Here is a 15970-nt window from a genome sequence, read left to right on the forward strand (position 1 = left end):
ATACGGAGGCTGTTTCGTTGTCTAATCAAATTTTTTATCTATATGCGGGTGTTAATTTTCGCAATTGGTCAATATTTGTTAGATAATAGGTGAGAATTTATTTAGGAGGGAAGAAATGTTTTCAATTTTTAAAAAATTGGGTTGGTTTTTTAAATTGCGGTGGAAGAGCTATGCCTTTGGGATAACGGCATTGGTTACCTGTGCGATTCTATCAGCTATGACCCCTAGAATTGTAGGGAATATGGTTGACCAGTTGTCAGCAGGCTCTTTAACTGGGCAATTATTAATCACTCAAACAGGCCTTATTTTAATATTGGCTATTATTATGTATGTACTTCGCTACGGTTGGCGGACAATTATTTTTGGAAATTCGACTTTACTAGAATCAATTATGCGTAATCGTTTGTTTAGTCATTTTACAAAAATGGACGCTACCTTTTACCATAAATATCGGACGGGTGACTTGATGGCCCATGCCACAAACGACTTAGCGGCCTTGCGTTTTGTTGCTGGTGGGGGGATTCTGACCTTAACGGATTCTATCTCCATTTCAGTCGTGACCTTGTTCTCTATGTTTGTCTTAATCGACTGGCAATTAACCCTAGTGACTATTCTGCCATTCCCAATTCTAATTGTGGTGGCCCGTGTTCTAGGTCGAATCATTAACAAGCGGTTCCGTAAATCGCTTGAAGCTTTTTCAAGTTTAAATGACGAAGTCCAAGAAAATGTTTCTGGGATGAAAGTCATCAAAACGTTCGGTGAAGAAGAAGACTACTACCAAGACTTCGTTGAAAAAACAGACCAGGTTGTCGAAATGAACCGTAAAGTTTACCAAGCAGATGCGGCTTACACGCCAATGATTGAGATTATCACTGGTTTAACTTATGTATTGACCATCTTCTTTGGGACTTACTTTATCCAAAACGGTCGGATAACAGTCGGTGACTTGATTGCCTACATTTCTTACTTGTCTATGATGGCTTGGCCTTTAATTGCGGTCGGTCACCTAGTCAATACGCTTGAGCGTGGTAACGCATCGTGGGACCGGGTGTCTGAATTATTGAACGAACAGCCGGCTATCGTTGAAGCTGATCAAGTTATTACAACGCCTATTCAAGGGGATATCCATTTTGACGTTCAGAAATTTGCCTACCCAGATGATGGCCGGACGAAATTATCGGATACGCGTTTTCACCTGAAAGAGGGCAATATGCTTGGTGTAGTTGGTCGTACTGGGTCTAGCAAAACGACAATCTTCAAGTTGTTAATGCGTGATTATGACCAATACGAAGGTCAAATTACCTATGACGGCAAAGATATCAAAGATTTCAGTCTAAATACACTATCTTCAGCAATCGGATATGTACCGCAAACGAATTTCCTATTTTCAAATACGATTTTAGAAAACATTCGTTTTGGGAATCCAAACCTATCTGAAGAAGAGGTCATTCACTATGCCAAAGTAGCGGATATCCACGAAGACATCATGAAATTCCCTGAAGGCTACCAAACGGAAGTCGGGGAACGTGGGGTGTCTTTATCAGGAGGGCAAAAACAACGGATTGCTATCGCTCGTGCCTTAGCGGTTGACCCAGAATACTTAATCATGGATGACTCGCTTTCAGCGGTAGACGCGCAAACAGAAGAAAATATCTTGACCAATTTACGGCAAGAACGTGCCAATAAAACAACGATTATTGCAGCTCAACGTCTGTCTTCAGTGATGCATGCAGAAGAAATCATTGTCATGGACAAAGGGACGATTATTGAACGCGGTAAACATAACGAATTAGTCCTTGAAGACGGTTGGTATGCCCATACTTATAACCAACAACAATTACAAAGAAAAATTAGCGAAGGTGGTGATTCTGATGGAGAAATCTAGTCAAACAAAATTTTCACTAGCTGACCAAGTGCGGATCTTCAAAGGAATTATCGGCTTTGGTAAACCGTATTGGCTACCCTTTGCCTTGTCCTTTGTGGCAACAGCAATCGTTGCAGCCATTTCAGCTTATCTACCCATTATTATCCAACGGTATTTGGATGAAGTGTTGGGGACCAATTCAGCAACCCTACAAGTGACGATACAGGTCGCAGCCTTTTATTTTGGCTTAACCCTATTAAAAGTAGCCGTTTATTATTTTAGAGACTTTACCTTCAAATTGACGGCAGAAAAAACAGTGGCCAATATGCGAAACACTGTCTACCAAAAAGTAGTGCACTTAGGTATGCGGTACTTTGACCAAACACCGAACGGGTCAGTGGTTTCACGGGTGACTAACGATACCGAAACAATCAAAGAATTTTGGCAGGTCTTTCTATCCTTCTTTGACGGTTTACTGAATATTGTGGCTATTACTTATGCCATGTTTACGCTAGATGCTGGCTTGGCCCTTGTTTTCATGGCCTTTGTACCAGTAATGTTTATTTTGATTTATATCTACCAACGTCAATCGACTTTTATTTATGGCCGGATGCGAGTAGCGCTATCTACTTTGAACGCGAAATTAAGCGAGTCTATTTCTGGGATGAATATTATTCAAAACTATGGTCAACAAAAACGTATAATGCAAGAATTCGATGACGTTAACCAAACTTATGTAAGAGCGCGTGTAGGTATGTTCAAAATGAATGCCTTGTTACTACAACCAGCCATCAACTTACTTGAAGCCATTGCCTTGGTCCTTGTCTTGTATATTTTTGGTTTCCAAGACTTGCAAGGGGTAGCCATTAATGTCGGGGTTGTATATGCCTTTACTTCTTACGCGAAATCCTTTTTCCAACCGATGGGTCAAATGATGGATTCCCTATCAATCTTCCAAGATGGTATGGTATCTGGATCGCGAGTATTGGCCTTACTGGACAATCCGGAAATGGCACCAGTTTCTAATCCAGGAGCAGCTGGTAAAGTGTCTGAAGGGCATATTCAAATCAAGGACTTGTCATTTTCATATGACGAGAAAAAACAAGTGCTACATGATATCAATATCGATATTAAACCGGGACAAACAGTGGCCTTTGTTGGCCAAACTGGTTCAGGTAAATCGTCGATTATCAATGTCTTGATGCGGTTCTATGAATTCAATCAAGGGGACATTTTAATTGACGGCCAATCTATTAAAGATATCCCGCTAAAGCAACTGAGAGAAGATATCGGCTTAGTCTTACAAGATTCTTTCATGTTCTACGGGGATATCGCTGAAAATATCCGTCTGCACGGAGACTATTCTGATGATATGGTCAGAGCTGCAGCCCAATTCGTCAAAGCTGATGACTTTATTGAATCATTAGATGACGGCTATCACGCCAAAGTAATTGAAGGCGGAGCAGCATTCTCTACAGGCCAAAAACAATTGTTATCATTTGCCCGGTCAATCTTACGAGAACCTAAAATTTTGGTATTAGACGAAGCGACAGCCAATATCGATACCGAAACAGAGCAGAAAATCCAATCTGGGTTAGCGAACATGCGACTAGGTCGGACAACCATTATCATTGCCCATCGTTTATCGACAATTAAAGATGCAGACCAAATTATTGTCCTTAAAAATGGCCACATCATCGAGCACGGCAACCATGACGACTTGATTGCACAAGGTGGCACATATTATAATATGTATCAGTTGCAGACCTATTCGGATGCACATCAAGATATAGATGAAGGGGAAACCGATGATTTATAATATTTTACTGACTTTAATATGCTGGTTTATCCAGTTAATTAATGGCCCAACCAAGATTGATATTGATGAGGCCTTCGATCCAGAAGCCAATTACCTAGTAGTTGGCCCTCACCGTTCAATCCTCGATCCAATCTTTATTGCTATGGCATTACGTCCTAGGCAAATGGCGTTTATGGCGAAGAAAGAATTATTAGCCAACAAGTTTTTAACCTGGTTCTTCACAACCATCAACATCATTCCAGTTGACCGTGAAAAACCAAGCGCCTCAACCATTAAACAAGCCGTTCGAACCATCAAAGAAGGCGAGAAATATGTAGGACTTTTCCCAACAGGCTCTCGCTACTCAGATGAAATCAAAGACGGCGCCGTTTCAATGGCCAAGATGGGTAAGGCAGAAATCTTGCCCGTTACCTACCAAGGACCCGTTGGTATCCGTGATTTATTCACTTGGAAAAAGGCCAACCGTGCCAAAGTGCGTGTTGGTAAACCTATTCAATTGCCGGATGTTAAACGATTAAGCGATGAAGACAATAAGGCGATCAATCAAGCCATAAAAGATGCTTTCATCGAAAATGACCGTATTTTAGATCCAAATTATACCTACGATTTAGCCGGTGCAGTCGCTAAGCGTGATGCTAAACACGCTAAAAAAGCCAAAAAATAAATCGGCAATATAAGCTTTAACAAAGGCAAAAAAAGATTTTTACAGAAAGGATGATAAGATGACAAGAGCCACATTTTGGAAACAAGTTTTCTTGCACACCATTCAAAACATTAAATTGTATGTCGGGGCAGAAGCCAAATTATTACTCTTAACCGTCATCATTTATGGTGTAGGTTTTTGGGTCTTAGACATTCACTTGGCCTGGTTAATGGCTATTGGGATTAGTCTAGTAGCCTTACTACCAGTTATTGGTGCAGGCGTTGTCTTCATTCCTTGGATATTGATTGAGTGGTTGCAGGGGGATACCCAAGTAGGTTGGTGGCTCTTTGCTATTTACTTAGGGGTTGAACTATTAACCGAAATCTTGCAACCACTCCTCATCGGTAAAGATTTAAAATTACCTTTTTGGTTGCCGATAGTCGTAACATTAATGTGTACCGTCGCCTTTAACTTATTTGGGGTTATGGTCGCGGGGATTGTCATTCCCTTGATATCAGCCTATTTTCAAGTAAAAGAAATCGAACGCGCTGAAATCTATGACGAGAAATAATCAAAGCGAGAGATCTGTATAAAAGCAGGTCTCTTTTTTATTTGTAAAGGGCGTTCAGAAACATATGAAAGCTTTGTTAGACTTTATAACTAGCAAAAGATTCAGTAATCATAATTTAAAATGATAATCAGTTCGTAATTCAAATTGATGAATACACCACTTTATTCAAGGGACATTACTATTCAATTGCATACGTGGTTTAAGGCTATTTTGAATAGTGCCTTAATTTAAGATTATCCGAGGTTGAAACTACCTAGCATGCCTTCGCGGTGAAAGAAGATGACTGACGTATATCATTCTGTGGGGCTTCAGCGCTTACAGAATGAATAGTTAGAAAAGGAGTTAGACCTCGGCTAATTCCGTTCCCACCGTATCTAAGGAAATGATAGGAAACAGCTAAGCTGAAGACTGATTAACTAATTAAAATTATACTGCTCACTCTAACCCTTGGCTCACATCCTGAAGTTGAGCTCGCTAGGGCAGACAGGTGTCCACTTCAAATAGTTGGCGCTACACTTTGTGTGCCCCGGCAATGTTTATCCGGTGTCTCCTGTCTGAACGCCCTGACTCCCATCCTGTGGCTTAGCATATGAATTTCTTAAGAAGTTTGATATAATGAATTAATTAATGAGCGACAGATTCAGAATTTTGGGGTGTATGATATGAAGTGGAGTATTCCAAGTAAGATAATCGAGCAAGGCCGTGCTTTGGTAAAGGAAAATCGGGTGCTTAAAGTAGTACCAGATGAAGAAAATACTGTTTGGCGTGCAGAAGTGCTTGATGATGACACGTATACCGTGATCTTAGATGGAACTGCTAAAGAAGAGGATGTTTGTCAGTGCCAAGTTTTTCAGAAAAAAGGCTACTGCGAACATACAGTTGCAGTAGAACTTTTCTTAAGAGAAATGGGCATGACGCGCGTCCACCAATTTAATGAAGAATTGAAACGTTATCCAGAAGTAGATGATGAAGCAGAACTACAAGTGAATGAAGTCCTTGAAGGTTATTTAAGTCATCGTCAAGTAACCAGTCCTGTGAAACGTTTGCCGCGAACTAGTCGAGTGAAAGTGACACTAGAAATTCAATTTGATGAAGTAAGACCTTATATTATTTCTTACGAAGATATTGCTTACTTACGAATTCGCGTAGGTGTCAACAACCTGTACTACGTGACAGATATGGATAATTTCTTCCAAGCTGTTGTCCAAGATACCTTATATATTTTGCCAAATCGTGACCGTGAAGAAATTTGGTTATCGCCTTCAACACTAGGCCAAGATACCTATGACTTGCTAGTTGAATTAGCCAATGCATACAGCTTACGAAATAAATGGCTTTTACTAGTCATGAACACACCAGAAAATAAAAAAAATACCCAACGCTTTTATTTAATGGGTGAGGAATTGAATCGCTTGAAAGATTTATATCTTGCAGATAACCGGATTTCTATCCGCTTTAAATTAGATGGTAATGCTATAAAACCGACCTTTTCAAATGATAAAGCCCTGGTATTTAGTCTGAAGAAAGACAATGACCTGTATCAATTAACTTGGGATCAATCAGTCAATTGGCTGGCGCAATATGGTTTACTGATTCAAGATGAAACCTTATATGAAACCACTCAAGACAGCAATTTCTATGATGATTTGCGCTTTTTACAAGGATTCTTTGCGGAGAATGACTATCAAATCACCTTGCCAGAAGAAGAAATGACCTACTTTATCAGTTTATTTGGCCGGACTCTGATGGCTTACAGTGAAATTGACCAATTAGACCAAGTCTTTGAATTATACCGGGAAGACTTGCAAGTGCATGTGACACTTGACGTTGAGGGGACAGATTTATATGTGACCCCTGAATATCAGTACGGTGAATTTTTAGTATCAGATGAGGCAGAAAATCAAGTATTACCAGATGATAACACAATTTTAGTCCGAGACTTTTCGGGCGAAGTATCGGTTGAAAACACCTTGAAAGCTTTAGGCTTTGTCTCGGAAAAAGGTGCCTTCGTCCAACGTTTCGACAACTTGACTGACGTCATGACCAATATTGAAAATTTCGGTCGTTTATTCATTGACCGATGGGACATTAAATATGGTAAATTCCTGCGCAATGTCTATGACAACAAAGTCAATGCAACTGTGAAAATGACACCAAGTGACGGGAGTCGATTCTTGTCAGTAGATTTTGAATTATCTGACGTTGAACCAGTTGAAGTGGACCGTATTTTAAACGCCATTATGGAAAATGAAGCATATATTCGTTTACGTGACGGCCGGATTATCGATGTCCAAAATACCATGGACGACGAGCAGAAGCGTATGCTTCAACAAATCTCTGCAGCTAATAACGAATGGCAAAACGGGGATGTGGTCCCCATTTTCCAAACGCTACGGTTCCAAACCTTGGTGGACGGGAATGAAGTATTTGAAGAATTCTACGACGATATCGTACGAGCTAAAGATAAAGACTACACGCCATCAGCTAGTCTAAAGGCTACCTTGTCTGACTACCAAGAGACGTCAGTGAAATGGTTTAGAGGACTTGCCAAATACCAATTGGGCGGCCTATTAGCAGATGAGATGGGGCTAGGAAAAACAGTTCAAACGATTTCCTTTATCCTAGACTATATCGAAAATAATCCGCATGAAAAATCATTGGTATTAGCGCCAGCGTCTGTTTTATATAACTGGGCACATGAATTTAAACGATTTACGCCATCCTTAAATGTAGCAGTAGTTGACGGGACCATTGATGAACGGGAGGCGATTCGCCGAGATGATACTATCGACGTATGGTTGACTTCTTACCAATCGTACCGAAATGACCAAGAGGCTTATCAAAAAGTGAATCTGGACATCTTAGTCTTAGATGAAGCGCAAGCCATCAAAAATGACAACACCATCTTATATAGATCGGTCAAGAAACAAGTGGCGGCGATGCGGATTGGTTTATCAGGGACACCAATGGAGAATAACTTGAATGAGTTCTGGGCCTTGATGCAGATTATCGTGCCCGGATTATTACCGAATAAGCATGAGTTCCAAAAATTATCAGTAGGAGAAATTGCCCGAATTGCTAGTCCATTCGTCCTACGTCGTACCAAGAATGATGTGGCCTTACAATTACCGACGAAAACTGTTACGGATAGATTTAGTATGCTGGACCCTGAACAAAAGAATATTTACCTGGCCTACCTGAAGAAAATTCAAGACCAGTTAAACAACGATTCGTCGGAAGCAGGACATATGCATATGGAATTATTGGCGGGGATTACACGATTGCGTCAAATTTGTTGCCATCCTCGTTTAGTGAAAAATGACTACACTGGTCAATCCGGTAAATTCGAATACTTCAAGGTCATGTTGAAACGTGCCATCGAATCAGGTCGTAAAGTATTGGTATTCTCTCAATTTACGAGCATGTTAGATGTGATGTCTGAGTACCTAGCTGAAGAGGGTATTGACTACTACATGATGACTGGTCAAACCAATAAAAAAGTCCGTCAAGAACAAGTAGACGAATTCAATACCGGCGATAAATCAGTCTTCTTGATTTCATTACGTGCTGGCGGGGTAGGGATCAACTTGACTGGCGCAGATACCATCTTCTTATATGATTTATGGTGGAACCCAGCAGTTGAAGAGCAAGCTATTGGCCGTGCCCACCGGATTGGTCAGAAGAAAGATGTTGAAGTTGTTCGCTTTATTACGGAAGGGACAATTGAGCAACGTATTGCTGAACTTCAAGAAGAGAAGCGCTACCTATTCGAACAATTATTTGATGACGGTGACCAAGCAGGTAGTCAAAGTCTAAGCTTGGATGACCTGAAATTTATCCTTGGTGTGAGCCAAGCCTTATAAGTATAAATACCAACCATGACTGTTTCGCCCTTTTTCAAATAATGGCTTGAAAAGGGTGGTGGGTTATGGTAATATATTCGAGTGTCAAATGACACATATTTCACACCTTATGGATGGAATCGCGTGGTGCTAGCATTTGCTAGTGGCGAGTCTTTGAAATAGGGGCGGAAAAATAAAAACCAAATGGAGGAATTTAACATGCCAGTTATTAGCATGAAACAATTATTAGAAGCTGGTGTTCACTTTGGACATCAAACACGTCGTTGGAACCCTAAAATGGATAAATACATCTTTACTGAACGTAATGGTATTTACATCATTGACTTACAAAAAACTGTTAAGTTAGTAGACCAAGCTTACAACGCTATGCGTGATTTAGTAGGTAACGATGGTATCGCGTTATTCGTAGGTACTAAAAAACAAGCACAAGATTCAATCGCTGACGAAGCGACTCGTGCAGGTCAATACTACGTAAATCACCGTTGGTTAGGTGGTACTTTAACTAACTGGGAAACTATCCAAAAACGTATCAAACACTTAAAAAATATTAAAGAAATGGAAGTAGACGGTACTTTTGACGTTCTTCCTAAAAAAGAAGTTGTTGGCTTATTGAAAGAAAAAGAACGTCTAGAAAAATTCTTAGGCGGTATCGAAGATATGCCACGTATTCCAGATGTTATGTTTGTTGTTGACCCTCGTAAAGAAAAAATTGCGATCCAAGAAGCACACAAATTAAACATCCCTGTTATCGCTATGGTTGATACTAACTGTGATCCGGATGACGTAGATTACGTAATCCCTTCAAACGATGACGCTATCCGCGCTATCAAATTGATCACTGGTGGTATGGCTGAAGCAATTCTTGAAGCTAAACAAGGCGCTCAAGAAGAAGCTGAACAAGATGTAACAGTTGAAGACTTCAAAGGTGACGAAGTTTTAGACGAGGTTGCTGAGTAAGCATTGCTTTAGTTGAAGATTACTTCAATTAGTAGTAAAATATAAACAGTAGATGGCTATCTGATTAAGTTTGTCTAAGCTATATTCGGCTTTCCTTCTTAGTTAAGATAGCCTTTTTTTAAAGAATGCATGCAATTAGGAGGAAAATTTTAAATGGCAATTACTGCAAAACAAGTTAAAGAATTACGCGACCGCACTGGTGTAGGTATGATGGATGCTAAGAAAGCCTTAGTTGAAGTTGACGGAGATATGGACAAAGCTATCGACTTCCTACGTGAAAAAGGTATCGCTAAAGCTGCTAAGAAAGCTGACCGTGTTGCTGCTGAAGGTTTAACTAAAGCTGTAGCTAAAGGGAACGACGCTGTAATTGTAGAAGTTAACTCTGAAACTGACTTCGTTGCACGTAACGATCAATTCGTTGAATTACTAGAAACTGTTGCATTAGCTATCTTAGAGCAAAAACCTGCTACTGTAGAAGCTGCTTTAACTGATGTAACTGTTGAAGGTAAAGACTTAGATACATACATTAAAGAAAAAGCTGCTGTAATCGGAGAAAAAATCTCATTACGTCGCTTTGAAACTTTAACAAAAACAGATGACCAAGAATTTGGTACATACTCTCACCAAGGTGGACGTATTTCTGTTCTTACATTAATTGACGGTAACAGCCCTGAATTTGCTAGCATGGTATCTATGCACATCGGTGGTATGAAACCTCAATTCTTAAACGAAGAATCTGTACCTGCTGAAGTTTACGAACATGAAAAAGCAGTTCTTACTGAACAATCATTAAACGAAGGTAAACCAAAAGAAATCGTTGAAAAAATGATTACTGGTCGTTTACGTAAATTCTTCGCAGAAATCTGCTTAGTTGATCAAAAATACTTATTAGATGACAGCAAAACTGTTGCAGAAGTTGCAAAAGAAAACAATGCTGAAATCAAAGGTTTCTTCCGTTTTGAAGTCGGCGAGGGTATCGAAAAACGCCAAGACGACTTCGCTAGTGAAGTTGCTGCTCAAATGGGTAAATAATTTAACAACATCCCGATATAGACTTTTTGAATTTGCTTAAAATAGAGAAGTAATGAAGAGGGAATTTAAAATAGGTTGGGAAAGGTTTCTTTCTCAACCTTTTTAGTAAGGAGAATAGAATGACAGAACCTAAATACAAACGCGTAGTTTTGAAACTTTCAGGTGAGGCTTTATCTGGTAACAACGGTTTCGGTATTGATCCAGAAACAATGAAGGGTATTGCTAAAGAAATCAAAGAAGTTCACCGTTTAGGCGTACAAATCTCAATCGTCGTAGGTGGCGGTAACATTTGGCGTGGTAAAACTGGGGAAGAAATGGGTATGGAACGTGCACAAGCAGACTACATGGGTATGCTAGCAACAATCATGAACGCCCTAGGTTTACAAGATGTTTTAGAAAATATTGGCGTGCCAACTCGCGTACAAACTTCAATCGACATGCGTCAAATCGCGGAACCATATATCCGCCGCCGTGCTGAGCGTCACTTAGAAAAAGGACGTGTCGTTATTTTTGCTGGGGGTACTGGTAATCCTTACTTCTCAACAGATACAACAGCCTCTCTACGTGCTGCTGAAATTGAAGCAGATGTTATTTTAATGGCGAAAAATGGCGTAGACGGTGTATATTCAGACGATCCTCGTAAGAACGACGCTGCTGTTAAATACGAAAAATTATCGCATTTAGAAGTCATCAGCAACAATCTACAAGTAATGGACACTACAGCTTCATCATTAAGCATGGACAACAATATTCCTTTAGTTGTATTCAACCTAAATGAAGAAGGCAATATCCGCCGTGTTATCCTTGGTGAAGAAATTGGTACTACAATAGAAGGGTAAGGGAGAATTTTCAATGGCTATTGATAATTTACTAAAAGAAACAAAAGACCGTATGTTGAAATCTGAAGAAGCATTTACACGTACGCTTGCACGTATCCGTGCTGGTGTGGCCAATGCTTCTTTACTAGACGGCATTACTGTTGAATACTACGGTGTACCAACTGACTTACGTCAATTGGCAACAATCACTATTCCAGAGCCTCGTATGTTACAAATCTCTCCATACGACAAAAGTTCTTTAAATGATATCGACCGTGCATTACAACAATCTGACTTAGGTATTCCACCTACAAATGATGGTTCTGTAATTCGTTTGATTATCCCAGCTTTAACACAAGAACGTCGTAAAGAGTTAAGTAAAACAGTTGGAAAAGACTTGGAAGACGCTAAAATAGCTATCCGTAACATCCGTCGTGACGCGATTGATGAAACGAAAAAAGCTGAAAAAGCAAAAGAAATCACTGAAGATGACGTACGTTCATACGAAAGTGACATTCAAGACTTAACAAACGCTGCAATTAAAAACGTTGAGAAAATCGCTTCTGATAAAGAAGACGAAATCATGAACGTTTAATCTAGCATCTGTTCAGACAATAATACAAAGAAAGCCAGCAGGCATCCTATTAGATGACCTGTTGGCTTTTTTCGTATATCTATATGGGATATTTTGCTGGTCGATTATGTAGACCGGGATGGCCATTGAACTTCTTGTTAATCGTAGTTTTTGCGCAAACGAATGGTAAATATGACGCCTTGAGGATGACCGTCTTCAACAGTGATACTCCCTTCATGGTCTTCGATAATTTGTTTGGCAATAGCTAAACCTAGTCCGTAACCAGATGTTTCGCTGGCTCTTGAGGCTGAATCCCGATAAAAACGTTCAAAAATTCGGTCCTTATCTTCTTCAGCAATGTTACTGCCTGTATTTTTGACATAAAGATACCAGTGCCGTTTACTAGTGTGCGAATCCACGGTGATGGTATCTCCTTCTTGGGTATATTTCAAAGCATTATCTAACAAGATGACCAAGACTTGGTGGATTTTCTTCTGGTCGACTTTTACAATCGCTTTGCCATTATTAAAGAGTTTAAATTCCTTGTCTGCTAAAGTAGCAAGATCTCTAAATGGATCGGTTGTATGCTTAATAAAGGGTTGAATATCCGTTAATGTTAAATCGAGTGTCTGTTCATTCGCATCCCCGCGGGCAATAGTCAAAAGGTCCGTGGTTAAACCCGTCAGCCGTCGTGTTTCATTTAAGGCTTGAGCGATGCTTTCAGATTCGTCGATGATTTTAGCATTTGGCTTGGTGAATAAATGGTCTAAATTGTTTTGAATAATGGTTAATGGCGTTCGTAATTCATGGGAGGCATTCTCGACGAACTCTTGTTGCTTTCTCCAAGATTTTAAAATAGGTTTCATATTCACTCTGGATAGGTGATAGGCGATGCCGATTGAAATCAACCAGAAAAAAATCAAGGAAACAATTAAAATCTGTTGGAAATTGGCAACCGCGTTGTCAATCTGGTCAGTATTAGAAAGGACCGTGATATAGGCAACATTGCCGGTATTTTCTGGTGCAGTGCTTGTAATCGTACGGAAATGGTATTCCTGACTTTCGTCAGTAATTGTCACTTCTTCAACCTCGTCCAAGGTTTCAGTAGACAGGTCTAGGCTAGTGATTTGGCTGTAAATGTCTCCCAAACCATCTTGGTTAAGGATTTCCCCTTCCGCACTCCAAAGCACCACTTGACTGTTAAATCGGTTTAAACCGGGCTCTTCAGGGTGGTCTGTCTTACTTTGACTAGGGACAAAGTCGTCAGTCGAACGTTTAATTGCATCTGAAATCATTTGGGTATTAGCAACCAGATTTCTTAAAGAAATGTCTGTTTCCGAATAGGCAGTAGCATGTAAAATTTGTATAGTAATCACGCCAAGTGCTAGAAATACAGCTGCAAAGGCACTGACATTCAAGATAAAATAATGCCACCTTTGTCGTACAGACCGGTTTTCATAGGTACTTTTCTTTTGATGATTGCGTGTTTTGTGATGATTATTTTGTTTCCACATAGGCTATTCCTCTTCAGTTTCCGTTAACATATAGCCTACATTTCGAATCGTTGTAATAGACTTGTCTAATTGGTGGGCCTTTAAATGCTTCCGTAAATTAGACATATAGACTTCTACCACTGTAATCGCCGTTTCTGAATTAAAACCCCAAATACGGTCGAAAATTTGTTCTTTTGTCAGGATAATCCCCTTATTTTGAATCAAATAAATCAGCAGGTCCAATTCTTTTCCAAGGATAGGAAGGGTTTCTTGTCCAACCCTGATCGCATTTTTCTCTAGATTTATCGTCAGATTTTTATAGACCAATTGATTATCATCAAATAAACCAAGTGACCGTCTTAGTAGGGCACGAATCCGTAGCAGTAATTCTTCCCTGTAAAAAGGCTTGGTTAAATAATCATCAGCACCCGATTGAAAGCCCTCGACTTTGTCTTCTAAACCGTCTTTTGCGGTCAGGATAAGGACGGGGGTTTTGATATGGTCAGCTCTCAGTTTCGATAAAATCTGATAACCGTTCATACCAGGAAGCATTAAGTCGAGAATAATCAGGTCATAAGTTTCCCCACTGGCTTCATATAGGGCATCATCCCCGTTATAGACTTGTGTAATTGCTACTTGGGCTAGGTCCGAGCAAATCTCTTTAATATTATCAGATAAAATTTTGTCGTCTTCTACAATCATTATTTGAATCATGCGGTCACGCTCATTTCTCTGCAAGTTTTTATTAGCTTATCATGTTTAGTCCGAAAAATAAAAAGACTTAAGAATTTTTAAAGTAAAAGCCATTTAAGTTAACTTTAAGCTTGAACGTGTAAATTAACATTATCGCAAGAGGCGGTAAGCAATAATCCAGTAAACAAGCTTATCTTAGGGCCTTAAGAAATGAGGAGGAAACATCATGAAACTTAAAAATGTTTTTCAACGTAAGGAAACTAAATACGTCCTGAGTCAAGAAGACTTCCATAAATTCTTCCATGACCTACAAAAAGAAATGTCAGTTGATGAGTATGGACAACATACCATCCTATCCCTCTATTTTGATACCGATGATTTTCGCTTAATCAAAAGATCAATAGATAAACCAGTCTATAAAGAAAAATTCCGTATCCGTGCATACGGGGTACCTGGAGAAGATTCATTAATCTTTTTAGAAATTAAGAAGAAGGTTAACGGAATTGTCTATAAACGTCGAATCCCTATGTCATATGATGAATATCTAAAATGGTTAGAATGCGGTGAATTCCCAGATGAAGCTGGGGAAAACAACCTACCAATTTCTAAACAGATTGAATCTGAAATCACTTGGCTATTCAAAAAGAATCGGACATTAGCACCAAAAGTCCTGATTGCATATGACCGTGTTTCCTTATTTGACCACGAAGATGGCGAATTCAGGGTGACGTTTGACCAAAATATTCGTTACCAAAATGACCAACTAGGCATCATCGAAAATGATAAAGGGGACCTGGTTGCACCAGAACTGGGTGTACTTATGGAAGTGAAAGCTTTAGGGGCCTATCCATTATGGTTTGTCAGCCTACTAGATAAGTATCAAATTAGAAAATCAAGTTTTTCTAAATATGCAGAAACTTACGAACGTCACTTATACAGAGAGGAAGAATTATTACATGTTAACTAGTATATTTTCAGCAGATGCCACAACTTTAGTATTTAGCGAAGTATTAATCTGTTTCCTGGTATCCATTGTCTTAGGGATGTTGGTTGCCGGTGTCCACATGATCAAAAATGCCTATTCTAAAAACTTCATTATCACTTTAGCCGTACTACCTGTTTTAGTTCAATCAGTTATTATGCTGGTTAACGGAAACTTAGGTACAGGGGTTGCCATCCTAGGGGCCTTCTCACTGATTCGTTTCCGTTCAGTACCTGGTGGTTCCCGTGATATTGCCTCAGTATTCTGGGCAATGGGTATCGGTTTAGCGACCGGTATGGGTTACGTCGGTTATGTCACTATTTTCTCAATTATCGTAGCTACTTTACTCGTTATCTTATACAAATTACCATTTGGTGAAGATGGCAATAATATCAAACGTGAATTAAAAATTACTATTCCAGAAGACTTAGATTACCCAGATTTATTTGAAGATATTTTTGAAAAATATACGGATATTGCCAGCTTAGAAAGCGTTCGTACAACTACAATGGGTAGCCTATATGAATTGCGGTACCACTTATTGATGAAAGATACAACTTTTGAAAAAACCTTAATCGATGAAGTTAGAGTACGAAATGGTAATCTGCCAGTCGTTTTAGGTAAAGTTGCCACAACGCCAGATGCACTATAGAAGTAAAAT

At 39.5% G+C, this 15970-nt stretch carries 13 protein-coding genes; 11 read left to right on the plus strand and 2 right to left on the minus strand.

Translation table 11 applies throughout. The features are described from left to right. The first annotated feature begins 115 nt into the window (after positions 1–115). From AWM74_RS08410 to frr, 9 genes are all read left to right on the plus strand, one after another. Complete coding sequence (locus tag AWM74_RS08410) at positions 116–1885, plus strand: ABC transporter ATP-binding protein (protein ID WP_026465940.1); 1770 nt, start codon at positions 116–118, stop codon at positions 1883–1885. Further along, entirely contained in the window at positions 1872–3683 is a 1812-nt protein-coding gene (locus AWM74_RS08415; protein ID WP_026465941.1) for an ABC transporter ATP-binding protein, read from the plus strand. The genes AWM74_RS08410 and AWM74_RS08415 overlap by 14 nt, the downstream gene beginning before the upstream one ends. Then, positions 3673–4347 (plus strand): lysophospholipid acyltransferase family protein, encoded by a 675-nt coding sequence (locus tag AWM74_RS08420; RefSeq protein WP_034258161.1) that lies wholly within the window; start codon positions 3673–3675, stop codon positions 4345–4347. The genes AWM74_RS08415 and AWM74_RS08420 overlap by 11 nt, the downstream gene beginning before the upstream one ends. 58 nt (positions 4348–4405) lie before the next feature. After that, complete coding sequence (locus AWM74_RS08425) at positions 4406–4897, plus strand: AI-2E family transporter (protein WP_026465943.1); 492 nt, start codon at positions 4406–4408, stop codon at positions 4895–4897. 662 nt (positions 4898–5559) lie between these two features. Further along, positions 5560–8760 carry an SNF2-related protein gene (locus AWM74_RS08430; protein WP_026465944.1) on the plus strand — a complete coding sequence of 1067 codons (3201 nt, stop codon included), beginning with the start codon at positions 5560–5562 and terminating at the stop codon, positions 8758–8760. Between the two features lie 198 nt (positions 8761–8958). Then, positions 8959–9717: a 30S ribosomal protein S2 gene (rpsB, locus tag AWM74_RS08435; protein WP_026465945.1), complete on the plus strand. Its 759-nt coding sequence runs from the start codon at positions 8959–8961 to the stop codon at positions 9715–9717. A gap of 153 nt (positions 9718–9870) precedes the next feature. Beyond that, a complete protein-coding gene (gene tsf / locus AWM74_RS08440; protein WP_026465946.1) occupies positions 9871–10749 on the plus strand; it encodes a translation elongation factor Ts in 879 nt (292 codons plus the stop codon). A 119-nt stretch (positions 10750–10868) separates the two neighbouring features. After that, positions 10869–11588, plus strand: coding sequence for a UMP kinase (pyrH, locus tag AWM74_RS08445; protein WP_016897476.1), 720 nt, complete (start codon positions 10869–10871; stop codon positions 11586–11588). Positions 11589–11601: 13 nt separating this feature from the next. Then, on the plus strand, positions 11602–12162 hold the full coding sequence (gene frr, locus AWM74_RS08450) for a ribosome recycling factor (protein WP_026465947.1): 561 nt from the start codon (positions 11602–11604) through the stop codon (positions 12160–12162). Between the two features lie 137 nt (positions 12163–12299). Here the strand turns inward: frr and AWM74_RS08455 are convergent, their stop codons facing one another. Then, the gene (locus AWM74_RS08455; RefSeq protein ID WP_081665648.1) at positions 12300–13655 is read right to left on the minus strand and encodes a sensor histidine kinase; all 1356 of its coding nucleotides are present in this window, start codon (positions 13653–13655) and stop codon (positions 12300–12302) included. Between the two features lie 3 nt (positions 13656–13658). Beyond that, positions 13659–14348 carry a response regulator transcription factor gene (locus AWM74_RS08460; RefSeq protein ID WP_026465948.1) on the minus strand — a complete coding sequence of 230 codons (690 nt, stop codon included), beginning with the start codon at positions 14346–14348 and terminating at the stop codon, positions 13659–13661. A 205-nt stretch (positions 14349–14553) separates the two neighbouring features. Here AWM74_RS08460 and AWM74_RS08465 point away from each other — a divergent pair, with 205 nt between their 5' ends. Further along, a complete protein-coding gene (locus AWM74_RS08465) occupies positions 14554–15294 on the plus strand; it encodes a polyphosphate polymerase domain-containing protein (protein WP_026465949.1) in 741 nt (246 codons plus the stop codon). After that, the gene (locus AWM74_RS08470) at positions 15284–15961 is read left to right on the plus strand and encodes a DUF4956 domain-containing protein (RefSeq protein ID WP_026465950.1); all 678 of its coding nucleotides are present in this window, start codon (positions 15284–15286) and stop codon (positions 15959–15961) included. Before AWM74_RS08465 ends, AWM74_RS08470 begins: the two co-directional genes overlap by 11 nt. Positions 15962–15970 lie beyond the last annotated feature (9 nt).

Origin of the sequence: Aerococcus urinaeequi, assembly GCF_001543205.1 — a bacterium.
GTDB classification, from domain to species: Bacteria; Bacillota; Bacilli; order Lactobacillales; family Aerococcaceae; genus Aerococcus; species Aerococcus urinaeequi.